Source organism: Aminipila sp. (genome assembly GCF_032051575.1).
Lineage (GTDB): Bacteria > Bacillota > Clostridia > Peptostreptococcales > Anaerovoracaceae > Aminipila.
The window spans coordinates 1-24,950 of the sequence record NZ_DAMBYD010000018.1; the positions used below are offsets into that span (position 1 = coordinate 1).

Annotated in this window: 19 protein-coding genes; all 19 read left to right on the forward strand. The window is 37.5% G+C overall.

Annotated features, from left to right (window positions below; genetic code table 11):
• Positions 1-61: 61 nt before the first annotated feature.
• The 19 genes from RTW14_RS18070 to RTW14_RS18160 all read left to right on the forward strand — a co-directional run bounded on the left by RTW14_RS18070 (position 62) and on the right by RTW14_RS18160 (position 24,949).
• Positions 62-2,221 (forward strand): helix-turn-helix domain-containing protein, encoded by a 2,160-nt coding sequence (locus tag RTW14_RS18070; RefSeq protein ID WP_312654101.1) that lies wholly within the window; start codon positions 62-64, stop codon positions 2,219-2,221.
• A 73-nt stretch (positions 2,222-2,294) separates the two neighbouring features.
• Entirely contained in the window at positions 2,295-3,497 is a 1,203-nt protein-coding gene (locus tag RTW14_RS18075) for an EAL and HDOD domain-containing protein (RefSeq protein WP_312654103.1), read from the forward strand.
• 358 nt (positions 3,498-3,855) lie between these two features.
• On the forward strand, positions 3,856-5,463 hold the full coding sequence (locus RTW14_RS18080) for an ABC transporter substrate-binding protein (RefSeq protein ID WP_312654105.1): 1,608 nt from the start codon (positions 3,856-3,858) through the stop codon (positions 5,461-5,463).
• Complete coding sequence (locus RTW14_RS18085) at positions 5,460-6,452, forward strand: ABC transporter permease (RefSeq protein ID WP_331654507.1); 993 nt, start codon at positions 5,460-5,462, stop codon at positions 6,450-6,452. The genes RTW14_RS18080 and RTW14_RS18085 overlap by 4 nt, the downstream gene beginning before the upstream one ends.
• Positions 6,449-7,273, forward strand: a complete 825-nt coding sequence (locus RTW14_RS18090; protein ID WP_312654109.1) for an ABC transporter permease — start codon at positions 6,449-6,451, stop codon at positions 7,271-7,273. Before RTW14_RS18085 ends, RTW14_RS18090 begins: the two co-directional genes overlap by 4 nt.
• 45 nt (positions 7,274-7,318) lie before the next feature.
• A complete protein-coding gene (locus RTW14_RS18095) occupies positions 7,319-8,260 on the forward strand; it encodes an ABC transporter ATP-binding protein (protein WP_312654111.1) in 942 nt (313 codons plus the stop codon).
• Positions 8,257-8,877: an ABC transporter ATP-binding protein gene (locus tag RTW14_RS18100; RefSeq protein ID WP_312654113.1), complete on the forward strand. Its 621-nt coding sequence runs from the start codon at positions 8,257-8,259 to the stop codon at positions 8,875-8,877. The genes RTW14_RS18095 and RTW14_RS18100 overlap by 4 nt, the downstream gene beginning before the upstream one ends.
• Complete coding sequence (gene larB, locus RTW14_RS18105; protein WP_312654116.1) at positions 8,874-9,617, forward strand: nickel pincer cofactor biosynthesis protein LarB; 744 nt, start codon at positions 8,874-8,876, stop codon at positions 9,615-9,617. The genes RTW14_RS18100 and larB overlap by 4 nt, the downstream gene beginning before the upstream one ends.
• Before the next feature lies 1 nt (position 9,618).
• Positions 9,619-10,923, forward strand: a complete 1,305-nt coding sequence (larC, locus tag RTW14_RS18110) for a nickel pincer cofactor biosynthesis protein LarC (protein ID WP_312654118.1) — start codon at positions 9,619-9,621, stop codon at positions 10,921-10,923.
• A complete protein-coding gene (larE, locus tag RTW14_RS18115) occupies positions 10,908-11,738 on the forward strand; it encodes an ATP-dependent sacrificial sulfur transferase LarE (protein WP_312654120.1) in 831 nt (276 codons plus the stop codon). The genes larC and larE overlap by 16 nt, the downstream gene beginning before the upstream one ends.
• 175 nt (positions 11,739-11,913) lie before the next feature.
• Complete coding sequence (rlmD, locus tag RTW14_RS18120) at positions 11,914-13,275, forward strand: 23S rRNA (uracil(1939)-C(5))-methyltransferase RlmD (protein WP_312654122.1); 1,362 nt, start codon at positions 11,914-11,916, stop codon at positions 13,273-13,275.
• Positions 13,276-13,625: 350 nt separating this feature from the next.
• Positions 13,626-13,838: a type II toxin-antitoxin system Phd/YefM family antitoxin gene (locus tag RTW14_RS18125; protein ID WP_312654124.1), complete on the forward strand. Its 213-nt coding sequence runs from the start codon at positions 13,626-13,628 to the stop codon at positions 13,836-13,838.
• A 31-nt stretch (positions 13,839-13,869) separates the two neighbouring features.
• Entirely contained in the window at positions 13,870-16,563 is a 2,694-nt protein-coding gene (locus RTW14_RS18130; protein WP_312654126.1) for an N-6 DNA methylase, read from the forward strand.
• Positions 16,557-17,738, forward strand: a complete 1,182-nt coding sequence (locus RTW14_RS18135; protein ID WP_312654128.1) for a restriction endonuclease subunit S — start codon at positions 16,557-16,559, stop codon at positions 17,736-17,738. Before RTW14_RS18130 ends, RTW14_RS18135 begins: the two co-directional genes overlap by 7 nt.
• A gap of 13 nt (positions 17,739-17,751) precedes the next feature.
• Positions 17,752-20,877, forward strand: a complete 3,126-nt coding sequence (locus tag RTW14_RS18140) for a type I restriction endonuclease subunit R (protein WP_312654130.1) — start codon at positions 17,752-17,754, stop codon at positions 20,875-20,877.
• Positions 20,870-21,616 carry a M48 family metallopeptidase gene (locus RTW14_RS18145; protein ID WP_312654132.1) on the forward strand — a complete coding sequence of 249 codons (747 nt, stop codon included), beginning with the start codon at positions 20,870-20,872 and terminating at the stop codon, positions 21,614-21,616. The genes RTW14_RS18140 and RTW14_RS18145 overlap by 8 nt, the downstream gene beginning before the upstream one ends.
• Positions 21,594-23,192 carry an ImmA/IrrE family metallo-endopeptidase gene (locus RTW14_RS18150; RefSeq protein WP_312654134.1) on the forward strand — a complete coding sequence of 533 codons (1,599 nt, stop codon included), beginning with the start codon at positions 21,594-21,596 and terminating at the stop codon, positions 23,190-23,192. Before RTW14_RS18145 ends, RTW14_RS18150 begins: the two co-directional genes overlap by 23 nt.
• A 355-nt stretch (positions 23,193-23,547) precedes the next feature.
• Positions 23,548-24,093 (forward strand): sigma-70 family RNA polymerase sigma factor, encoded by a 546-nt coding sequence (locus RTW14_RS18155; protein WP_312654136.1) that lies wholly within the window; start codon positions 23,548-23,550, stop codon positions 24,091-24,093.
• Between the two features lie 64 nt (positions 24,094-24,157).
• Positions 24,158-24,949 carry a phage antirepressor KilAC domain-containing protein gene (locus tag RTW14_RS18160; RefSeq protein WP_312654139.1) on the forward strand — a complete coding sequence of 264 codons (792 nt, stop codon included), beginning with the start codon at positions 24,158-24,160 and terminating at the stop codon, positions 24,947-24,949.
• Position 24,950: the final 1 nt, after the last annotated feature.

Below are 24,950 nucleotides of genomic sequence, written 5' to 3' on the forward strand. Positions count from 1 at the left end.
GACTCTACCCTCACTAATGAGAGGAGGGAGTCGAGTTTGAGTCTACTCGACTGAATTTATTATGTTAAATGATGATAAAATACATGAAATATTAAATAATTTTTATAAAGCTACCGAAATAGGTATTTTATTCTTTGACACAGAACTTAATATTACTTCGTGCTTGCCTTCGAAGAATATTGTCAATGATTTTATTGGATTAGGCTTAAACAGGATAACTTCATTTTTAACAAAAGAATTTTCATCTTTATCGATTAAACAAAATATGTTTTATACATTTTCTTTAGAATCTAACCTTGTTTGCAATGTTAGGTTTCTTTATAACGACAATAGATATGTTGGCGCCTTCGTTACACAATTTGTCTTTATTAATAAGCTGTATTCATACGAAGTGGAAAAGCTTCTTGATTCCATGAATCTTTCGACAGAAAAAAGGAAGACCATGAGATCCTTGCTTTTGAAAGTTCCCGTAGTACCTTATGATAGAATAATGCCTATGGGAATGGTGCTTAATAGTTTAATAACTGCTTTTTCTTCCGAAGGAACACCGAGGCAGGTTCTGAAAGGCAAAGATGATGTCAACCCTGAAATCGAATTTAGTATTATGAAACCTGATAAACGCGCCGATATAATCAAAGATGCCGTAACAAGACACAGTACATTTTCAAATTACGTAACAATTAAGGAATGTATTCAAAGAGGTGATACTGAAGCGTTGCTAAGCTTTGTAAATGACATTAATGCAGGAAGCATACCTATGGATCAGCTTCAGGATAAAAGCTATATACGTTCACTTAAGAATAATTTAATTAAGGTTTGTGCCATGAGCTGCTATGCTGCGATTGAGGCTAATGCTCCTTATTACAAAACATTAGATCTTGCGGATAAGATTATTCGTCAAATGGAAATCTTTGATAATATTAACGATTTATATGAATTGATGAAAAATACAATGGTAAGGTTTACCGAAATCGTGGCATCCAGTCGGAAAATATCTTATACAAAACCTATACGGCAGGTAATTGAATATATAGAAGCACACTACACAGAAAAAATAACGTTAGACAAGCTTGCAAAACATACTAATCTCAGCCCTGCATATCTCTCAAATATGATTAAAAAAGAGACAGGATTCAACCTGATGGACAATATAAACAAAATAAGAGTCGAGCAGAGCAAAAAACTGCTGCTTAATACAAATTTAAGCATTCTTGAGATAGCTTTAAGAGTAGGTTTTAGTTATCAGAATCATTTTGCAACAATTTTCAAGAAGTTTACAGGTGTTGTGCCGTCAGATTTCAGAAATACGGCTTGTATTAATACGGAATCAAAGTCCGATAAAGATTCTGCCGATGAGTTTCTTCCTGTTGTTTTCGAAAATCTTAGCGATAAACAGTCAATATGTAACGAAATATATGATATAGTGCGTATTGTTGATCCTATAAAGCATATGTCATGGGTGATATCTAACGATAATGAGAGTATTTTTTCAGGAACTTGTTATGATTTCTGGGGCAGGAATGAATCATGCAAAAACTGTATTTCTACCATGGCTTATATAATGAATGACACATTTATGAAAATCGATCATCAGAATAATAATAATTTTTTTACAGTGATAGCCACTCCGAAAATCGTAGGTAAAAAGATATATGTTATAGAATTTTTGAAAAAGGTTACATATAATGTTGATATTGGATTTAATACAGATAATTTTAAAACGCAGGATTTTATTGATAACAGTACATTTTTCAGGGACGAGCTTACAGGGCTTTACTGCAGACAATTTATAGATGAAAAATTGCCTGTTTGTTTGCGCAGGAACAGTCATGAAAAAATGCCATTTTCCATAGTTCTATCAATAATTTACAGTTATGATGTGCTGAGCAATCAATATAGTTATAATATTGATGATGAGATAATGCGTGAGTATGCTCAAATGATTATAAGCTCTTTAGAAAACCATGATGATTGGACAGGGCGGTATATGGGGAATATTCTCATAACAGTGCTTAACAATTCTGATTTTGAGAAAGCAAATCATATTGCTGAAATAATTGATAATAAGTTCAGAAATAATTTGTTTAAAACAGATAAAAATAATGTCCGAATTTTAGCAAATTATTCAGTTGCTTCTATTTCAGATGATATACATGATTATGAATCTCTAATAAATATGGCTATAATGAATTTACATGATAAAATGAAGAATACTTTATAGATGTTTATATGCTTGAGAGATGGGTAACTATATATATGGTTAATATAGAATTTAAAGGTGAGGAAAATATATAATGGATATTTATGTAGGTCGGCAGCCTATTTTTGATAGGAATATGAATGTTTTCGCATATGAATTGCTCTATCGCAGGAGTATGAATAATTTCTTTGAAGAAATTGATGATAATAAGGCAACAGCCGAGTTAATCAACAATTACTTTTTGTCAATGCATTCAGTTGAGCTTACAAGTGGAACTAAGGCTTTTATAAATTTTTCTCAGGACATGCTGTTAATGGAGATTCCATTATTGTTACCCGTCGATACAACAGTTGTGGAAGTTTTAGAAAGAGTGGAAATAAATGAGGATATAATTGCTGCATGCAGAAAGTTAAGAGATAACGGTTATTTAATAGCGCTTGACGATTTTGTCTTTAACGAATCGTATCTTCCTTTAATGGAAATTGCTCATATAATTAAAATAGAGTTTTCGGCTGTTGACCACGAAACACAACGAAAATTAATAAAGAAGTATAAAAACAAAATCAAATTTTTAGCTGAAAAGGTAGAAACGAGAGAAGAATACCTATTGGCACTGGATATGGGTTATGATTATTTTCAGGGCTATTTTTTCAGTAAACCCGTTATTGTTAAGGGTAAAGAGATAGGAAGTCTGAATAACAGCTTGATCAGAATTATGAATGAATTAAATAAGAAAGAACCGGATTATCAAAGAATTTCACAAATAATTGAAACCGATATGGGACTTTCATATAAATTATTGAAGCTTGCCAATTCTGCCTTCTTTGGAACGAGGAATCAGATACTTTCTATTAAACAGGCGTTAGTTCAATTAGGTTTAATTGAAATTAAGAAATGGGTTTATCTTATGATGCTCAAGGATATACAGATTATAGAAAATAAAGAATTAATAAGAAACTGTTTTATAAGAGCAAAATTCATGGAGCTTTTAGCATTGGAGACGGGAAAAACGGATAGGCAATCTGAATATTTTATGACGGGAATGTTCTCTTCAATTAATGTTCTTCTTAATAGGGATATGAATGAAATAGTGAATGAACTTTGTCTGGCTGATGATGTTAAAGAAGCTTTGCTGGGTACGGATAATGAAATAAAAAGAATATTAGATATTGTAATTAATTATGAATTGTTAAAGTTCAATGCTATAGATAATGACAAAGATTATTTTATAACACGAGAAAATCTTTCTTTTGTTTATATTGACGCACTGAAATGGGTAATGAAATTAGATTATTAATTATCAGAGGATAGCTTGTGTGTTTCTTTGAATCTTGTGATAAGTGAAATTATATTTTACCATACTATGGATTGTTTTACGAAAACTAAAGGAATATTTATATTGACGTAAATAACGTAAGATGATATACTTCTTTTGAAATAATATGTATATGAAATACATAATAATAGACAAAATGTCTAACCATATATTGTAAGTTGACGTATCACTAAATGAAATTTCATAAGTATAATCATAGTAGGAAACTATAGAAAGAAGTTCGAAAACTCTTCTATGGTTTTCTTTTTTTTGAAATGATGAATTAAGTGAGTCAAGACATTATATTGACATAACAGACAGAGAGGAGATATAGAGGGTTATGACAAAACAAAGAATTAATATTATTTTGATGATGGTTATGATTATATTGCTTATTTCAGGGTGCAAAGATGAAAATACAGAAACACCGGACTTTTCTTCGGAAATAAGAGATAGCGTGGTGGTAGTAATGGGTGTTACCTCAGAGCCTGAGGCAGGCTTTGACCCTGCGTATGGCTGGGGAGCCGGAGAGCACGTACATGAGCCTTTGATTCAGAGTACCCTTACGGTTACCGGTAAGGATTTAAGCATCGGATATGACCTTGCAACGTCAATGGAGGTAAGTGATGATGGATTGAACTGGGTTGTAAAAGTTCGTGATGATGTTTCATTTACCGACGGCGAAAAGCTGACAGCAGAGGATGTAGCATTTACTTACAACACCTTAAAGAGTACAAGCTCCGTTAATGATTTTACAATGCTGGACAGAGCGGAGGCAGCGGATGGTACAACTGTAGTATTCCATATGAACAGACCATATTCCATATGGCCATATACCATGGCAACAGTTGGAATTGTGCCGGAACACAGTTATGGACCGAATTACGGAGAGAACCCTGTGGGTTCGGGAAGGTATGTATTGAAACAATGGGACAGAGGTCAGCAGGTGATTTTGGAAGCCAACTCAAATTATTACGGAGAAGCACCGAATATTAAAAAAGTTACCATACTTTTTATGGAAGAGGATGGTGCTTTGGCTGCCATAAGAGCAGGACAGGCAGATCTGGCTTATACGGCAGCCCCTTATGCAAATATGAACATACCCGGTTATGAGCTTTTATCCTTTCAGACAGTGGACAACAGGGGCTTTAATCTTCCGGCAATTCCATCGGGAAGCGTTTCAGCAGACGGGGGTCCTGTTGGAAATGATTTTACATGTGACGTAAAAGTCAGAAGAGCAATTAATATGGGAATAAACCGTGAAGAAATGATTGAAAATGTACTGAACGGATATGGAAGTCCCGCATACAGCGTTTGTGACAAAATGCCATGGTATGAGCCGTCTTCTAAAGCAGAATATAACCAGTCAGGTGCAAATGCACTGCTTGATGAAGCGGGATGGCTGAAAGGTACGGATGGAATACGAGAAAAGGACGGAAAAAGGGCAGAGCTTCTGTTGCTTTATCCGGCCAGCGACTCTGTACGCCAGGCTCTCGCGGCAGATACGGTGAATCAGTTAAGGGAACTGGGAATTGACGGTCAGATACAAGGAGTAGGCTGGGATACAGCTTATGATTCTGCTCAGTCCAACCCACTTGTTTGGGGTTGGGGAGCTCATACTCCCATGGAATTTTATAATATTTATCATACCATGGAGGATACCGGACTTGCAGCTTATTCGCCATATGCCAATTTCCGTGTTGACCGGTACATGGATGAAGCATTGGCTGAAAAGGATATGGAAAAATCCAATGAGCTCTGGAGAAAGGCACAGTGGGATGGAGAAACCGGAGTCACTCATGAAGGAGATATACCATGGGTATGGCTGGTAAATATTGATCATTTATATTGGTCAAGGGAAGACCTCAAGGTTGCAGAGCAGAAGATCCATCCTCATGGACATGGGTGGTCGATTGTCAATAACGTAGATCAATGGGGATGGGAATGAGAAAGGAATTTTTGTTTATATTGAAAAATTTTGTACGAATGACGATTCTCATGTTTTTAGTCAGCATTGTTGCTTTTTTTCTGGTATCAGTTTCTCCCATAGATCCTTTAAAGGTAAATGTAGGTCAGACGGCCTTGGGCTCCATGAGTCAGGAGCAGATTGAAAAGCTGTCACAATATTGGGGAACCTCCATTCCTCCTGTCAGGAGATATCTTTCCTGGGCAGGTGATTTCATACGGGGAGATATTGGTGTTTCCCTGTTATACCGACAGCCTGTTTCCCGCGTCATAGGAGTGAAACTGTCAAATTCACTTTTAATGCTGGGAATTTCATGGCTGATTTCCGGTATTGTTGGGTTCTCTCTTGGAATCCTTGCGGGAGCAAACAGAGGGAAAAGACTGGATAAGGGAATTTCAGCTTATGCGCTGATTACTGCCAGTACGCCGGCATTTTGGCTTGCATTGGTATTTTTGATGATTTTTGGAGTATGGCTTAAAATACTTCCCATAGGTTTAAGCGTTCCTATAGGAACAGAAGCAGCAGAAGTTACCATCGGGGACAGGATACTTCATGGCATATTGCCGGTTTTAACTCTTTCCATAACAGGAATCTCTTCTATGATTCTCCATACAAGGGAGAAAATGCTGGAGGTTATGGAAAGTGATTATGTGCTTTTTGCAAAAGCAAGAGGAGAAACAGGAACTCAGATTGTTTTAGGACACGGTATCCGTAACATTCTTTTACCTGCACTGACACTTCAGTTTGCATCCATAAGTGAGATTATAGGGGGCTCTGTTCTTGTGGAACAGGTATTTTCTTACCCCGGTATTGGTCAGGCGGCAGTAACGGCAGGGCTTGGCGGTGATGTACCCTTGCTTTTAGGAATTACTGTAATCAGTGCTGCAATTGTATTTACGGGTAATTTTACGGCCAATATTTTGTACGGAATTGTAGATCCAAGGATACGGAAAGCGAGGAACAATATATGAAACAATGGAACAGTAGGAAAACCATGTATTGCTTTTTTATTCTTTCGATTATATTTTTGGTTGCAGTTACCATTATCGGGTATTTCTCTTACGATAAAGCAATGGTCGTTGACTTTTCCCGAAAAAACCTTCCTCCATCCTTTTCCTATCCTTTTGGTACAGATTGGATGGGTCGTGACATGTTTGCACGAACTATGACCGGTATTTCCATGAGCATCATGCTTGGGTTTTTAGCTGCTGCAGTCAGTGCTGTTATTGCTTTTTCTCTTGGAATAATCGGGGCATCCATGGGAAAGGCAGCAGATGGTTTTGTATCGGGTGTTATTGATCTGGTTATGGGAATTCCTCATATTCTTTTACTTGTTCTCATATCCTTTGCCCTTGGAAAAGGATTTAAAGGAGTGATTACAGGCATAGCTATGACTCACTGGACTTCACTGGCTCGTTTGATTCGCGGGGAGGTTTTGCAGTTAAAGGAAAGCCAGTATATTAAAATAGCAGAAAAGCTTGGACATGGTAAGCTTAAAACAGCAGTTAAGCATATGACTCCTCATCTGCTGCCACAGATTCTCGTAGGGTTTGTACTGCTGTTTCCTCATGCAATTTTGCACGAGGCAGGTATTACGTTTCTTGGCTTCGGGCTTCCTCCGGAGCAGCCGGCTGTAGGAATAATCCTGTCAGAAGGTATGAAATACCTGACAATGGGAAGCTGGTGGCTGGCATTGTTCCCGGGATTGCTTCTTACAATAGTGGTAGTGTTGTTTCATCTTGTGGGAGACACCTTGGGGCGGCTGATAGATCCGGGACGTATACATCAATAGGGTGCTATACAAATTAATTTTCAGGGAAAACTTGGAGGACAATAATTGGAAGAAAGAAAAAAGGTTTTATCAATAAAAAATTTATCTGTGTCATTTTCTCAGTACGAGGGAGCATTCCGCCGGAAAAATCTCCTTGCAATCAAGGATTTAAGCCTGGATGTCAAGGAGGGTGAGATGGTGGCAGTAGTGGGCTCCAGCGGATCGGGAAAAAGCCTTTTAGCTCACAGTGTTTTAGGAATTTTGCCCTACAATGCCACCAGGAACGGAGAGATTTCATTCTATGGAGAAACTCTTACGGAAAAGAGAATGAGGGAGCTCAGAGGAAAAGAAATAGTCCTTGTTCCTCAGAGTGTTTCCTATCTGGATCCCCTGATGAAGACGGGACTGCAGATTCGAAAAGGGAAAAAGGATGAGAGCAGCAGGCAGAAAAGCTTGGAGGTGCTGAAGTGTTACGGACTTGACAGGGACACTGAAAATCTATATCCCTTTGAGCTGTCCGGCGGAATGATAAGAAGGATTTTGATTTCCACTGCGGTTATGGAGCAGCCTAGATTGGTGATTGCAGATGAGCCAACTCCCGGACTTCACATTGACATTGCAAGGCGTGTGCTGTCCCATTTCCGGGAAATTGCAGATGAAGGAGCCGGGGTGCTTCTCATTATCCATGATTTGGAGCTGGCTGTTGAGGTTGCGGACAGAATAGTTGTACTTTATGCAGGAACCAATTTAGAGGAGGCAAGGGCATATGACTTTTTAGAAGAAAATCGACTTCGTCATCCTTATACAAGATCACTTTATCGCGCTATGCCGGATAATGGATTTTCTGCTGAACCGGGTACCCAGCCATACGCTGGAAATCGACCTGATGGATGTACTTATGCTCCAAGGTGCGAATATGTGCAGGAGAAATGCCTTCAGGAAGTGGAGTACCGAAACTTCCAAGGGGGCATGGTGCGTTGTATAATGGCAGGCGGTGAAATTAGATGAGACTGGAAGCAATTGATATTTCATTCCGTTATGACAACGGAAACAGACAGATAATAAACAATTTAAGCATGCATATGGATAAGGATGAGCGTCTTGGAATTACCGCTCCCAGCGGCTTTGGAAAAACCACCCTTTGCAAGATTCTGGCAGGATACGAAAAACCGGATTCAGGTGCAGTTCTTTTAGATGGGAAACGGCTTTCCACATATAAGCGTTATTGCCCTGTTCAGATGGTATGGCAGCATCCGGAATTATCCGTAAATCCAAGGCTTCGTCTGAAAGAGACTTTAAAAGAGGGAGACAGGGTAGAAAAGCATGTAATAGAAGGTCTGGGGATTGAACCTGACTGGCTGGAACGTTATCCTTCAGAGGTTTCGGGCGGAGAACTTCAGAGGTTTTGTATTGCCAGAGCTCTTGGACAGGGAACACAATTCCTGCTTGCAGATGAAATAAGCACCATGCTTGATTTGATTACACAGAGCCAGATATGGAATTTTCTCATGGAGGAAACAACTCGCAGGGGTATAGGATTAATGATGGTAAGCCATTCAGAAGGATTGTTGAAACGTGTGTGTACAAGAAGAATTAATTTAGATCAGTTAGGAGTGAAGCAATGAATATAATAGAGATGTTAAATAAGGTAAAATCCGGAGAAATAGAGATTCGAGAAGCTGAAAAGCTTTTAAAGGATCTTCCCTATGAGGATTTGGGATATGCCAAGCTGGACCATCATCGGGCACTTCGTTCAGGCTTTGGAGAAACAGTGTTCTGTCAGGGAAAGCCGGATCCGTACTTAGTGGAAATATATAAGAGGTTTTATGACAGAGACGGAGAGGTTTTGGGAACAAGAGCCTCAAAGGAGCAGTTTGAGCTGGTAAGGCGCATTGTGCCTGAGGTGCAGTATGATCCCATATCCGGAATTTTGAAAGTGGAGCGTCCGGAAAAAGAGAAAAAGGGCTGTATAGCGGTTTGTACCGGAGGAACAGCGGATATTCCGGTTGCTGAGGAGGCGGCTCAGACAGCAGAATACTTCGGATGCTATGTGGACCGTATTTACGATGTGGGGGTTGCTGGTATTCACCGCCTACTTACTCAGAGGGAACGTATAGCAAAGGCTAACTGTATCATTGCGGTGGCCGGAATGGAGGGAGCTCTGGGAACGGTAATTGCAGGGCTGGCAGAAAGCCCGGTTATTGCGGTTCCTACCTCTGTGGGATACGGAGCCAGCTTTCACGGATTGTCGGCTCTCCTTACCATGCTGAATTCCTGTGCCAATGGAATATCAGTAGTAAATATTGATAATGGTTATGGAGCAGGTTACCTGGCAACACAAATAAATAGACTGGTGGTGAAATAATATGGGGAAAATATTGTATTTAGAATGCAATTCAGGAATCAGCGGAGATATGACTGTAGGGGCTCTGCTGGGCTTAGGAGCTGACAAAGAGGTTTTAGTAAAGGCTCTTGATAGCTTGGGGATTGGCGGATATCATCTTCATTTCGGGAGAACTGTGAAATGCGGACTGGATGCCTATGATTTCAATGTGCGTTTGGAAGAGGAGCATGCTCATGATCACGGTCATCATAACCACGGCCATCATGAGCACGAGCATGGGCATGATTGCAAGCACGAACATGAACATCACCATCACCATGAACATCATCACGAACATACACACAGAAATATCCATGACATCTACACTATTATTGAAAAGCTGCAAACAAGCGAAAGAGTAAAAGACATGGCTAAAAAAATGTTTGATATTGTGGCGGAAGCGGAATCAAGGGCACATGGTATCCCTGTTGATGAGGTTCACTTTCATGAGGTCGGAGCAATTGATTCCATCGTAGATATCGTAGGAGCTGCAATATGTATTGGCAATTTAGGGATTGAGGAAGTGGTGGTTTCACCTTTGGCGGAGGGCTTTGGAACTGTTCGGTGCCAGCATGGAGTTATACCGGTTCCAGTACCTGCAACTGCGAACATTGCATCGGCACATGGACTGAAGCTGCGTTTTACAGATAATACGGGAGAAATGGTAACACCTACCGGAGCAGCAATAGCAGCAGCGCTTAAGACCAAGGAAGACTTGCCTGCTACATTTCGTATATTAAAGACAGGCCTTGGTGCCGGCAAAAAAGATTTTAAACAAGCCAATGTCCTCAGAGCTATGATAATTGAGGATTCTACTCAAGAAGAAAATACGGGTGAGCAAGCAGAACAGATGTGGGTTTTAGAAGCCAATATTGATGACTCCAACGGTGAAGTCCTTGGATTTGTCATGGAACTTCTTCTGGAAGTAGGAGCAGCGGATGTATGGTATACTCCGATTTATATGAAAAAGAACAGACCGGCCTATATGATGTCCTTAATATGCAGGGAGGAAGACATATACAGCTTGGAATCTATTATGTTTACTCAGACTACAACCATAGGCGTGAGAAGGTATCCGGTGTCCAGAACCATTTTAAGCAGGGAGAAAAGAATCATCAATACAGAGCTTGGTGAGGCAGAAGTGAAAATTTGCAGGCACGGACAAAGAACTTTTTTTTATCCTGAATACGAAAGCATCAGAAAAATATGCAGAAATAATGGTTTGGACTATCAGACAGTGTACTATACAATCAGAGAAGAGGCAGAAAGAATATGGAAAAAGAATTAGAAAATATAAAAATAAAATTGGAAGAAGCAATGGCTGAATATGCTAAAGAGGATATTTGTCTGGCATTTTCAGGAGGAGTGGACTCTAGTCTTTTGTTAAAGGTTGCTGCTGACGCCGTGAAAAAAACAGGAAAAAAAGTATATGCAGTTACATTTGACAGCCGCCTGCACCCATCCTGTGATTTGGAGATTGCTGCCGGAGTGGCAAAGGAACTGGGTGGAATTCACAAGGTTGTTACTGTGGATGAACTGGAACAGGAGGAAATTCGTTTCAATCCTGTAAATCGCTGCTATCTGTGCAAGAACAAGCTTTTTAAGGCGCTTAAGGAATTTGCAAAAGGGGTTGGGATTTCAAGTGTTATGGATGGAACCAACGAGGATGATATGCACGTATACCGCCCGGGAATCAAAGCTTTAAGAGAACTTGGAATTGTAAGTCTTTTGGCTCAGCTTCACATTACTAAGGCTCAGGTGAAAAAACTTGCTGCAGAGTATGGAATTTCTGTTGCTTCAAGACCTTCAGCTCCTTGTATGGCAACCCGCCTGCCCTACAATACTGAAATTAATTATGATATTCTTGAACGCATCGGGCAGGGAGAAGAGTTTCTGCGAACTATGTTAAACGGCAATGTTCGTTTAAGGCTCCACAATGATATTGTTCGTATTGAAGTGGATCCAGAAGCAATGGAAGGGCTGATTAATAACAGGGAAAGAATTGTTTCTGATTTAAAGGAAATGGGATTTTCTTATATTACCGTGGATTTGGAAGGCTTTAGGTCCGGCAGCATGGATATTGGAATAGATCCGGTCTTGTAGCTTTAAACTTACTTTGTACAGTGGTTTTATTAAAAATTTGCTGAGGCTGACTTGTAACTTTGATTCTGAGTCAGTCTTTTACATTAAGTTATTTGTATAATCGTGATAATCCGGTTTAATTTGACAAGATTAAATTTAAAGGTATAATTAAAATAACAAAGAAATAGGAGTAATTATGCTTATAAACGGATTAATAACTGAGGTTGAAATTATAGATTTAAATCACACAGGACAGGGAGTCGCTAAAATAGATAACTTTGTTGTATTTGTCAGTGGAGCAATTACAGGAGATGTAGTTGAGATAGAAATAACAGATACAAGGAAAAACTATGCTGTAGGACAGATAATAAATATTGTTAAACCCTCTGAATTCAGAATAAAGTCACCTTGTGAACATTATGAGCAATGTGGCGGCTGTCAGTTAATGCATATGGATTATAACGAGCAGTTAAAGTATAAAAAGAACAGAGTAAATAATGAACTTAAAAGAGCAAATGTATCATTTGAAGAATCAATAGTATATGACACTATAGGTATGGAAGATACATATAGGTACAGAAATAAAACAGCATTTTCTGTTACGGAAAAAAATGATGAAATACAAATCGGACCATACGAGCAGGGTACATACAATACTGTTGATATTAATAGCTGTATGCTTCAAAGCAAGGAAGCGGATGATGCCGTAAAAGTTTTCAAAAATCTGATGGTGAAATACAAAATCAAAGCCTACGATAAGAATTTAAACCGGGGAATTGTAAGAAATATTGTAATCAGAAATAACCGTAAAAATGATTTGATGCTGATAATTGTTACTGTGACGGATAATTTTCATAATAAGGGCGAATTAATCAACGAATTAGTATCACTTGTACCAAATATAAAGACCATAGTACAAAACATTAACAATAAAAATACAAATTTAATCATGGGAAGAAAAAATATTACCCTATATGGTGAAGGTACAATCATAGATATGATTGATGATTTAGTTTTTACCATATCACCTGAAACTTTTTTTCAAGTAAACCCTGTCCAAACAGAAAAGCTGTATCAGACAGCCATCCAATATGCAGACATAGGAAAACACGATATTTGCTTTGATATATATTGCGGCATAGGTACAATTTCCTTAATGGCAGCAAAAAAAGCAAAAAAGGTATACGGAGTGGAAATAGTAGAGCAATCAATTATAAATGCAAGAGAAAATGCTAAAAGAAATAATATAAATAACACTGAATTTTTCGCCGGCAAAGCAGAAATAATTGTTCCAAAACTCTACAAACAAAATATAAAAGCTGACATAGTTATAATCGACCCTCCCAGAAAGGGCTGTGAAAAAGAAGTAATAGACACCATCATCAGCATGTCACCCAAAAAAGTAGTATACGTATCCTGCAACCCCTCAACCTTAGCAAGGGATATAAAACTATTGCAAAACAGCGGATACAAACTGCAAAAAGTTCAGCCTGTCGACCAATTCCCGTGGACGGTACACGTTGAGACGGTCGTATTGATGTCAAGGGTTGATAAATAAGAGTATAAAAGTGCTTGATATAAAGGGAATTCCGTGATTTTGAACTCATATTCAAGCTGGGTTCCAGGTCACGGATTTTTTTATTGTAAGAACATATCCAAAACCATAAAAATACAGGGTTGAGTGGACATTATTACTTTTTGGCTATTGAGTTGACGAGATTACTGTAAAAAATGTGGCGAGTTGACAGTATTACTGCAAGAATAGGCTTGAGTTGATAAGATTTATATACCAATGCAAAATCAAGAATTAGAATAATAAGTGTAAATAGTAATTACTTTTTAGGTGCAAATAAGAGTTTATATAAGAGTTTATTTGTGATATAATAGAAAGGAAAGGTGGGATTAGCCATGGGAAAAGAAGATAAAACCCTAAAACAGCCAATGGAATTTTATAATATGTCTGATTTTCTAAGAGGACAATCATCGAAGTTAATCACTGGATTATCTGATGAAGATAAAACTGCTTTTGTACTAAAAAATGGTAAGCCAGTAGCTGTTCTTATCTCCCACGAGAGATATGAAAGGTTATTAAAAGCAGGAATTGACATAACAGAATACTAAGAAAATATTAATGATGAGAGAGGTTAAATGAATGGCCGTGAAAAAATCAGAATTGTATTCCCTTTTATGGGATGCATGTAATAAATTAAGAGGTGGAGTTGAGCCATCAAGGTACAAAGATTATGTACTTGTGCTATTGTTTTTCAAATACGTATCAGACAGATACAAGGGGCAGCGATTCGCTGAGTTTACAGTAAATGAAGGTGCATCATTTGATGACTTGATTGCTGCTAAGGGTAAGAGTGATGTCGGTGAACGAGTAGATAAGATTATCCAAAAGTTCCTAGAAGAAAACCGTCTTCAAGGTTCTCTTCCTGATGTTAGTTTTAATAACCCGGATGAGTTGGGTTCTGGCAAGGAACTAGTTGATAAAGTTTCTGGACTTATTGCTATATTCCAAAACCCTGCTATTGACTTTAAAAGTAACAGAGCTAGTGGAGATGACATCATCGGAGATGCTTATGAATACTTCATGATGAAATTTGCTCAGGAGTCTGGTAAGAGTAAGGGGCAATTTTATACACCTAGTGAGGTATCGCGTATTATTGCTAGACTTATTGGTATAGCAGATATTAAGCAAGAGACAGGTAAGAAATGGACGCTTCATGATCCCGCAGCAGGTAGTGGTTCACTACTAATTCGTGCAGCAGATGAAGCACCTACGGATGAAAATGGCGACTCAATCGTTACAATATTTGGCCAAGAAAAATATCCCGATACTGCCGGTTTAGCAAAGATGAACTTTATCCTACATAACAAAGGGACAGGTGAAATCAAGAGTGGTAATACATTAGCAAACCCAGCATATACGGATGATTTTGGTGGGCTTAAAAAATTTGACTTTATTGTTATGAATCCACCTTTTTCCGATAAGGATTGGACTGATGGAATTAAACCATCAGAAGATAAATTCAAGAGATTTGACGGCTATGGAATTCCACCAGAGAAGAATGGCGACTATGCTTGGTTTTTGCACGTCTTAAAGGCATTGGATAGCGACCACGGTAAGGCGGGGATCATTCTGCCACACGGTGTGTTGTTTAGAGGGAATGCTGAAGAGACAATTAGAAAAGCAGTTCTTGATAAGCGGTACATCAAGGGTATCGTTGGTTTGCCGGCAAACCTATTTTATGGCACAGGAATTCCTGCTAGTATCATCATAATAGATAAAGAGAATGCTGACAAACGTGAAGGCATCTTTATGATTGATGCAAGTAATGGATTTATGAAAGACGGAAACAAGAATCGTCTTCGTGAACAAGACATAGAGAAGATAGTACAAACCTTTATAAATAAAGAAGAAATTGAGGGATACTCTCGCTATATTACCTATAAAGAAATATCAGAAGAAAATGATGGAAACTTAAATGTGCCTCGTTATATCCAAAAGATTGATGATACATTACCACACAACATCACATCACACCTTAAAGGAGGTATTCCAGAAGTTGATATTAATTCAATAGAAAAACTATGGAAAATATCACCGAAATTAAAGCAAGAGATATTTACATGTGTTGATGAAAAGCACAATGTTTATAATCTTGCTATGTCACCAAACGAGATAGAAACAGTCATTTCTGAAGATGAGAACATTAAGAGCGAAAAGGAAAATGAATGCGGAGATATATTCAATAAGTGGAAGAATGCAGTAAAGGATTCATTGCTCACCATTAATACAGATACAAATCCAAAAGAGTTAATTCGTGTCTTGGGCAATGAGATTTTGAGGTGTTTTGAATCTGCAAAACTTTTAGATAGCTACGATGTGTATGACTTCTTACTTAACTACTGGAATGAGAAAATGCAAGATGATGTGTATGTAATCAAGGCTAGCGGCTATGAGGCTGGTCGTGAAATTGAATATGTGTACGCTCAAAAGAAAGCAAAAGATGAAAGTGGAGAAGAAATAAAAGTTGACGACACTACTAAGATGAAGTCATTCGAGGGAGCTTTAATTTCGAGAGAAATTATCGAGCATGAGTATTTTGAAACAGAATTATTAGCTCTTAATGTGTTAATTGAAAAATCAAATTTACTTGAAAATGAACTTGATGAAATGCGTGAAGAAGAATCCGGGGATGAAGGACTGCTTGTAAATGCCTTAAATGAAAAAGGTGACGGTATTCCTAAAACAAATCTTAACAAGCAGATTAAGGAGCTTGAAAGTAAAAAGACATCCCCGGTAATGAGCGATATCACAAAGTTAATTGAATTATTTGACGCTAGTAACACTTCGGAGATGGAGAAAATAGTTAAAGCTAATAGCGAATTAAATGTATATGAGCTTAGAAACAAGAATGGTTCATTTGGTAAGGCCAAGTTAAAAGCAGCATTAAAAGATGCAAGCGACAATGCAGTAATACCTGAGCTTTATGCTGATGAATATAATGCTTTAATCACATATCAAGCTAAGATGACAGAAAAAGAAGAAGCTGACAAGGCAATCAAAGAGGCGCAAAAGGTACTTGATGATCTAGTACTCGCTAAATATGGCGAGTTATCAGTTGATGAGATAAAGAATTTGCTCTTTGACAAAAAGTGGATGTATAGGCTTGAGTATGATATCGTCGATGCGATTGACCAGGTGCTGAATACTCTTGCGTCAAGAGTTGTCTTGATTGCAAAACGCTATGAGCATACTTTAGGAGAGATTGAAGAAAAGACAGTTCAGTCAAAAGCTAAGGTGAAGTCTGCTTTAGAAAGGATGGGATACACATGGTAACTTATCCTAAGGATTGGAAAGAAGTATTAATAGGAGATATCTACCAAATTAAAAGAGGTCAAGTCCTTGCTACAAGTAAGATATCACCTATTAAAAATGCAACTAATAAATATCCTGTTTATTCATCGCAAACATTGAACAATGGCTTATTGGGATACTTTAATCAGTATCTATTTTCCGATGGAATCACGTGGACAACTGATGGCGCTAATGCAGGTACGACAAAATATAGGGAAGGAAAATTCTATTGTACTAATGTTTGTGGTGTTTTAAGCTCACAAGTTGGTTATGCAAATATATGTATGGCTGAAATTATTAATATAGAAACACCTAAATATGTATCATATGTGGGTAATCCTAAACTTATGAGCAATGTTGTAAGTAAAATTTCTATCATACTTCCACCGCTACCCGAACAACGAGCCATTGGTTCCATTTTATCAGACTTTGATGAGCACATCGATAACCTAACCGAACTAATTGAGAAGAAGAAATCTATCCGTGACGGTGCTTTGGAGGATCTCGTTAGTGGAAAGACGAGAATTCATGGATTTGATGGTGAGTGGAATACAATACCATTCAATGAATATTTTACATTGTTGCCAACAAACACATACTCAAGAGAACAATTATCTGACAGAGGGGCAATCGGAAATATTCATTACGGTGATGTTTTAACTAAATATGGATGTGTATTATCTCAAAATGATTATATTCCAAGAGTCATAGATACATCTAAATTAAATGCAAGACAATATTTAAAAAAGAATGATGTAATTATTGCAGATACGGCAGAAGATGATACTGTAGGCAAAGCAGTACAAGTTGGAGATGTAAATATGCCTTTAGTCAGCGGTTTGCATACGATGGCCTGCAGACCTAATTATCCAACAGCAGATGGCTTCTTGGGATATTACATTAATTCGAATTTTTACCATGATCAAATCTTGCCTTATGTAACAGGTATTAAGGTTTCTTCGATTTCTAAAAAATCAATAGGGAAAACAGAAATATATATCCCTGTTGATGTTGAAGAACAACAAGCCATCGCCTCTGTACTAGCGGCAATGGACGAAGAAATTAAATCTCTTGAAGTTGAGGTAGCAAAGATTGTTCAAATTAGAGAAGGTGCAATGGATGACCTTTTAACAGGCCGTGTGCGCCTTAAAGTATAAGGGGGTTAGATATATGTCTGTTGATTTAGAACGAAAATTACAAAACAAGGTCCTGCACTGGTTAATAGATGAAGAGAAAGATGGTGGCTTAGGTTACACATATCTCGGCAACCTTGAAGATCAAGACAACACGCCTGTGAAAGAGGATTTGCTAAAAAAGAATTTAGAAAGGCGTGGCTATAATAGAGACCAAATTTCAAAGGCAGTAACAGAACTTGTTTCAAGGGCAAAAAACCAGGTAGATAGCCTATACCAAATAAATAAAGACGTATATTCTCTTCTTCGCTATGGCAGACAAGGTGTAAAAGATGAAAACAGAAATCGTCAAACTGTGCATTATATCGATTGGGAGAATGTAGATAATAATGATTTTTATGTTGCTGAAGAAGTAAGCGTACTATGCTTTAATCAAACTGAAAGAAAACGACCAGATGTGGTGCTGTACATTAACGGCATCGCGTTTGGTGTATTTGAGTTAAAGCGTTCATGTGTAAGTATTGGTGAGGGTATCCGTCAAAATCTTACAAATCAAAAAAAAGAGTATATTCAACCTTTCTTTAGCACCATTCAACTAATTTTTGCAGGTAATGAGGCAGAAGGCCTTAAGTATGGAACAATCGAAACACCTGAGAAGTATTATCTAAAGTGGAAAGAAGATACCAAAGCCACTGATGATTTATCTGCAACTATTAAGGATATTCAATCTAAAGAGAAAAATATACTAAGAGATGGTGTAGTTTCACTATGCCAGAAAGAGCGATTTTTGTCATTCATCCATGACTTCATTATTTTTGATGCAGGTGTGAAGAAAGTTGCAAGGCACAACCAATACTTTGCAAATATTGCATCAAGAAAAAGAATTCATGATAACGAAGGTGGCATAATTTGGAACACACAAGGTTCTGGCAAATCTTTGATTATGGTTTGGCTTACTAAGTGGATTATTGAAAATATAACTGATAGCCGTGTAGTAATCATTACAGACCGTGAAGAGCTCGACGATCAAATCGAAAGCTTATTTATTGATGTTAATGAGAAAGTAACTAGAGCGAAGAGTTGTTCTAATTTACGAGAAATCCTAAATAAAAATGATGATGCTATTATATGCTCATTGATTCATAAGTATGGTCATAATGCAGGAAATCAATCTGATGTAGATCAGTATCGTAAAGAATTATTGAAAGACTTACCTGCTGATTTTAAAGCAAAAGGAAATATTATTGCCTTTATTGATGAATGCCATCGTACCAACTCTGGAAAATTGCATGAGGCTGTAAAGGTATTGATGCCTGACGCACTTCTTATTGGTTTTACAGGAACACCATTACTTAAAACTGACAAATCGACAAGTCTTGAGACCTTTGGACCCTACATTCACACTTATAAATTTGATGAAGGTGTTGTAGATGGTGTTGTTCTTGATTTACGCTATGAGGCTAGGGATGTTGATCAGGATTTAACTAACAAAGAAAAGGTTGATCTTTGGTTCGATAATAAAACCACAGGCTTAACGGATAGAGCAAAAGTAAAACTTAAGCAAAGTTGGACTTCCATTAATAAGCTATATAGCTCTAGGCAAAGACTAGATAAAATTGCAGGAGATATCATCTTTGATATGAGCTTAAAACCTCGTCTTAAAAACGACCGTGGTACAGCTATGCTAGTAGCAAACAGTATTTACGAGGCTTGTAGATATTGGGATATTTTTACGAGCAATGGTTTTACAAAATGTGCAGTTGTTACTTCATATGAGCCAACTACTGCAAGTGTTAGAACTGCAACAAGCGACTTAAGTCAAGAAGGCGAAGAAGAATACAAAAAGTCTGTTTATGAGCGTATGCTTCGCGGTAAAAAGTTAACTGAGTTCGAAAAAGAAGCTAAAGAACAGTTTAAAAAAGAACCTGCAAAGATGAAGCTTCTTATTGTAGTGGATAAACTATTAACAGGTTTTGACGCTCCTAGTGCAACTTATTTATATATTGATAAATCCATGAGAGACCATGATTTGTTCCAAGCAATCTGCCGAGTTAATAGACCAGATGGTGAGGATAAAGACTATGGTTATATAGTGGATTATATGGACTTATTCCGTAATGTGCAACTTGCTGTTGCTGATTATACAACAGAGGCGTTCGATAACTTTGACAAAGAAGATGTTGAAGGGCTTATCAAAAATCGCTATGATGAGGCAAAATCTGAAATGGTAGGCTCAATTGCATCACTTGAGGATCTGCTTCAAAACGTAAATGCACCAAAAGATGATACTGATTATATTGAATATTTCTGCGGAGATAATAGTGAGGATGAAGAAACCATAGGACGTAGGGATATTTTATACACTCTTACAGCATCACTGACTAGAGCATTTGCAAATTGCTGCGACAAACTTGTAAGTAATTATGGCTATTCAGATGAACAAGTAAACCAAATTAGAAGTGATATTTCTGGATATAACAAAATCAAAGAAATGATTAAACTTGCAAGCTGCGATTACATAGACTTAAAGCCATATGAAGTTGATATGCGTTATATCCTTGACACTTATATTCGCGCTGATGATTCTAAGATTGTAAGTGAACTTGGGAGTATGTCGCTCGTAGAGTTGTTACTAAATAGCACCACAACAACTCCAGTCGATGCTTTAGTGAAAGACTTGCCAGGAAACGATAATGCTAAAGCTGAGACTATTGAAAATAACTTGCAACATGAAATCGTCAAAAAGATGTCCTCGAATGAAGTCTACTATGGCAAGCTATCTGAAATGCTACAAAAAATTATAACCCAAAGACGAATTGAGGCTATGAGCTATGAGGAGTACTTGCGTCAAGTTGTGGAATTGGCACAAGCGATTTTACATCCAGAAGAAAACTCTGATTATCCCGACAGTATTAAAAATAGCGAGGCAAGAAGAGCATTCTTTGATTACTTTGAAAAAGATGAAAATATGGCTGTGAGTATTGATAGGGCTATCCGTAATGCAATACGCCCTGATTGGAAAAGAAATTTCCAAAAGCAACAAAATATAAGACTTGCCATATATCAAAGTTTATTGGTTAATGGTTATACCGAAGATGATGCAACTAAAAAAACCAATATAGTCTTCGATATAGCTGGGAGGCAGGTAGAATACGATGAGTAACGAAATAATTGGAGGTATGCCAATAGAAATTATTAAAAAGAAAAATCTAAAGAATCTTTACGTAAGAGTTAATCCACCAGAAGGAAAGGTAACAGTCAGTACACCGAGTGATTATCCTGATGAAGAAATTAGACTTTTTGTTTTAAAGAAAATGCCAGAAATAACTAAGGTTAGAGACAGGATGCTGTCCCAAGCACGTCAAACTGAACGTGAATATGTATCTGGTGAGTCACATTATTTATGGGGAAAGCCTTATCGCTTGCAGGTTGTTTATGAGGGGAATAAGTACGTAATTACCAAGGCACCAAATAAGATTATTTTAAATGCACCTACGGGATCAACCAAAGAATCTAGAGAGAGGGCTTTTAACGAATGGTATAGGCAAGAACTTAAACGAGTTTTGGATGGTGTTGTCTCAAGGTGTGAGACTAAAACCAATCTTCATGCTGATGAATACAAAATTAAGAACATGAGGACAAAGTGGGGTACTTGTAACATTGATAAAAAAAGAATATGGATTAATTTGCAGCTTGCTAAAAAGCCGGTTGAATGCCTTGAATATGTAGTCATCCATGAGCTAGTACACTTGATAGAAAAGAATCATACTCATAAATTCAATGCACTCGTTGAAGAGTTCTATCCTACCTGGAAAGAGGCAAGAAAGCTTTTAGCAAAGATGCCTTTAGATTATCTTGAAAAAGGAGAACAGGTTGAGGATGAAGTGCAAAATAACATCTAGTGATATTTATGATACTAATAGAAAATCGGGTGCATTGATTCTTGGTAAGAACCGGCTCGATGATTATGCAACTAAATTTCTAGCAAAATATTGTAAGCAGGCATTGATTGAACCAATGCCTCTTCCGGTTGAACAGATACTTGAGGATATGGGTCTTACAGTTCAAGAAACTTCTTTATCTAGAGATTTAGATGTTTTTGGTTGTTGTTTGCTACTTGATGGATATATAGATGTTTATAACCAAGAAACAAGGCAGTACACATCAACTGCTTTTAACGCTGGAACTGTATTGATTGATCCCTTCTCTGAGGCTGTCTATGGTGAAGGTTCGAAAAGAAACACACTAATCCATGAGGCGCTGCATTGGGAAAAGGATAAGGTGTATTTTGAAATCCTTCAGTTGAAAAATAAAGACGCATCTGAAAAGCTATACCCTATTCTGTGCCGTCAATCAGAGACTTTCTTTACACCATCTGAAGGAAAGAATACAAAGGAAAATGAAGTAAGGTGGCTTGAATGGCAGGCACACAGATTAGCACCAAGAGTGCTTATGCCAAAAAACACCTTTAAAAAGAAAGCACAAGAGTTTATTCAGCAGTATAAAGAGGATGGAGAAAATGCTGCATTATTGTGTGACACTTTGATTGAAGATTTAAGCACCTTTTTCATAACGTCACGATTATCAGTTAAATATAGACTGATTGAGGTTGGTCTTAAAGATACAATCTCAATGTTTGCAGACTATGAAGATGTCTATGGAGAAATCAATAGCACTAATGATTATGTTAAATTAACTCCCGTTGAAGCGATTAAAATAACAGCAGCAGACTCAAACCTTCAAAGATGGGTAAGCGAAAGACATTTTGTGTTTGTTGAAGGATATTTTGTACTTGCTGATAGTCAGTATGTTACTCAAAAAGATGGAACTCTTCGTCTTACACAAAAGGCTAAGAAAAATCTTTCAAAATGTGTAATTAATATCCGTGAACAAAACTATATAACATATACTAACACATACAAAGATTTACTTGGATATACTGTACTTAAAAAGGTTGAAGGAGTTGATACTAGGCTCCTTACGTTTCATCCAAAATACCAAGCGTCTTTTGATTATGAGCCTGAAGAAGTTTATCAGTCGTTCGTAAACCATATAACTTCTTATAATGAAGAAGAAGAAATTGAACTGATGCGGATGATAGGTGATCCAACTAAATCTCTATGCGAGTGCTTATGGTTTCTGATGGAGAACAGGAAATGGAACTATCCTGAGAAATTTAACGAGCAGACTGAACTTCACAAAAACTATCATGGTAAAATAAAAAATAATAATTACAATAACATGACTACTAATGTTCTAATGGCCATTTGTGTGGGCATGAAATTATGTCTTAGGATTACTGAAAAATTGTTTCAAAAATCAGAGAATAAGCTCAACTATTATAATGACCCTGACAGGACTTATATTCATATAATGGAGACAATGCCAGGACTTTCGCTTAGTGATTTTAACTCCCTTCTTGAGAAATGCGGTCTTCAGCAATTAGGTACTGAAATAAAAAAAGAAAAAATTAGTTAACTCGTTGAGTTGGTTTTGAACCCCGAAAGGGGTTCTTTTTTTATGCCCAAATTCGGAAAACGCCCATATAGAAGCAAACAAAAGCCAACTCATTGAGTTGCTCGTGAAATTTGAAAACCAATTATATTTATAAATGTAAGGAACAAGCCTTACAAAAATTTATATACGTCTAAAGCTGGCCAGCAGAAGACGGCGGATACATAAATGAATCGAAGATAGTCTGATTGACTATTGGGAAAATTTATGATCCTCCGTTTTATTTCCTATACATTTTTTAGGAAGTAAATCTGTTGGTCATTTGTTTTTAAGGCTCATTAGTACTCCGCCGTTTTACAGACGGGAACAGGAGAATCTAATGAGATTATCAGTAAGGTATGAAAACAAATTTCAAACAATTGAGCTAAACGAAAAAGAAACCGAGCAAATGTGGATTAGTCTTTCGCTTGAAATGGATGACGATTCAAGCAAAAAAGAACAAGAAAAGTTCATACAAGATGCATTTGATAAGCAATTTAACAGGCCGGAGTATAACTGCTGGCATAAGTTCAATCGCCACGTTGATCCTGATCCAAGACCAAGGCGATTAGATGGTAAGAGAGGGCATCTTTCACTTGAAGATGAAAACGGTCAACCGATGAACGCAGAAGACGGCTTGTTTGTCGATGACCGTGACAAAACCGAGCGTAATCTCCGTTATGAACACGAGGATGTTTGCCAATTGGTATATAAGGTACTCGGTAAAAAGCAAGATTGGGCAGATATGTTTATTGCAGTACGTATTGATGGCACGCCAATCCGTGAATACGCTCGCTCTATCAATGATGACGAAAATAATATCAGCCAAAAGTTGAAACGCGCAGAGAAAAAAATTAAAGAATTTTTTGAAAACCATCAGATTTGACCAACTCCTGTGGCTACCAGGTAGGAGGTCAAGGCCTCCAAAAAATTATAAGGAGGTAATTCGAATGGAATTACAAATTTTCAAAAATGCAGAGTTTGGCTCTGTGCGCACTACAACTATCGGTGGGCAACCATATTTTGTCGGTAAGGATGTAGCTGAAATCCTTGGCTATGTAAACACAAAGGATGCTATTTCATCTCATGTTGATGAAGAGGACAAGACCATAATCCAAAGGTCGGAAAATGCGACCTTAGAAATTCCCAATAGAGGATTAACAGTAATTAATGAATCTGGTCTTTATAGTCTTATCCTCTCAAGCAAGATGCCAAATGCTAAAAAGTTCAAACGTTGGGTTACAAATGAGGTGCTCCCTGCTATTCGCAAGCATGGTATCTATGCAACTGATGATTTAATTGCCAATCCCGACCTTGCAATTGCTGCCTTTACTGCTCTTAAGGAAGAGCGTGAAAGGAATAAAACCCTTACAGCGGCAGTTGCAGTACAACAGCAGCAAATTGCTGAGATGAAACCGAAGGCCACTTATTATGATGTGGTTCTTAAATGTAAGGATGCCGTAAACATAACCGTTATTGCCAAAGATTACGGCTGGAGCGGTATTCGCATGAATGAGTATCTTCATGATAAAGGCATTCAATTTAAACAAGGTGATACCTGGCTTTTGTATCAGAGACATGCAGACAAAGGTTACACAAGAACAAATACCCATGTTTATGAAGACAGTAATGGTTTTGAACATACCAAGGTTCATACAAAGTGGACGCAAAAAGGCAGACTCTTTATCTACGAACAGCTAAAGGCGGACGGTATCTATCCGCAAATTGAGATGGAGGTGTGAT

Excerpts from the sequence above, each read along its gene's own strand:
- RTW14_RS18160 (WP_312654139.1), top strand. The coding sequence starts at position 24,158 with ATGGAATTACAAATTTTCAAAAATGCAGAGTTTGGCTCTGTGCGCACT.
- larE (WP_312654120.1), top strand. The coding sequence starts at position 10,908 with ATGGAAAAAGAATTAGAAAATATAAAAATAAAATTGGAAGAAGCAATG.
- RTW14_RS18070 (WP_312654101.1), top strand. The coding sequence starts at position 62 with ATGTTAAATGATGATAAAATACATGAAATATTAAATAATTTTTATAAA.
- RTW14_RS18135 (WP_312654128.1), top strand. The coding sequence starts at position 16,557 with ATGGTAACTTATCCTAAGGATTGGAAAGAAGTATTAATAGGAGATATC.
- RTW14_RS18085 (WP_331654507.1), top strand. The coding sequence starts at position 5,460 with ATGAGAAAGGAATTTTTGTTTATATTGAAAAATTTTGTACGAATGACG.
- larC (WP_312654118.1), top strand. The coding sequence starts at position 9,619 with ATGGGGAAAATATTGTATTTAGAATGCAATTCAGGAATCAGCGGAGAT.
- RTW14_RS18075 (WP_312654103.1), top strand. The coding sequence starts at position 2,295 with ATGGATATTTATGTAGGTCGGCAGCCTATTTTTGATAGGAATATGAAT.
- RTW14_RS18130 (WP_312654126.1), top strand. The coding sequence starts at position 13,870 with ATGGCCGTGAAAAAATCAGAATTGTATTCCCTTTTATGGGATGCATGT.
- RTW14_RS18140 (WP_312654130.1), top strand. The coding sequence starts at position 17,752 with ATGTCTGTTGATTTAGAACGAAAATTACAAAACAAGGTCCTGCACTGG.
- larB (WP_312654116.1), top strand. The coding sequence starts at position 8,874 with ATGAATATAATAGAGATGTTAAATAAGGTAAAATCCGGAGAAATAGAG.
- RTW14_RS18150 (WP_312654134.1), top strand. The coding sequence starts at position 21,594 with ATGAAGTGCAAAATAACATCTAGTGATATTTATGATACTAATAGAAAA.
- RTW14_RS18145 (WP_312654132.1), top strand. The coding sequence starts at position 20,870 with ATGAGTAACGAAATAATTGGAGGTATGCCAATAGAAATTATTAAAAAG.
- RTW14_RS18090 (WP_312654109.1), top strand. The coding sequence starts at position 6,449 with ATGAAACAATGGAACAGTAGGAAAACCATGTATTGCTTTTTTATTCTT.
- RTW14_RS18080 (WP_312654105.1), top strand. The coding sequence starts at position 3,856 with ATGACAAAACAAAGAATTAATATTATTTTGATGATGGTTATGATTATA.
- RTW14_RS18125 (WP_312654124.1), top strand. The coding sequence starts at position 13,626 with ATGGGAAAAGAAGATAAAACCCTAAAACAGCCAATGGAATTTTATAAT.
- RTW14_RS18155 (WP_312654136.1), top strand. The coding sequence starts at position 23,548 with ATGAGATTATCAGTAAGGTATGAAAACAAATTTCAAACAATTGAGCTA.
- rlmD (WP_312654122.1), top strand. The coding sequence starts at position 11,914 with ATGCTTATAAACGGATTAATAACTGAGGTTGAAATTATAGATTTAAAT.
- RTW14_RS18100 (WP_312654113.1), top strand. The coding sequence starts at position 8,257 with ATGAGACTGGAAGCAATTGATATTTCATTCCGTTATGACAACGGAAAC.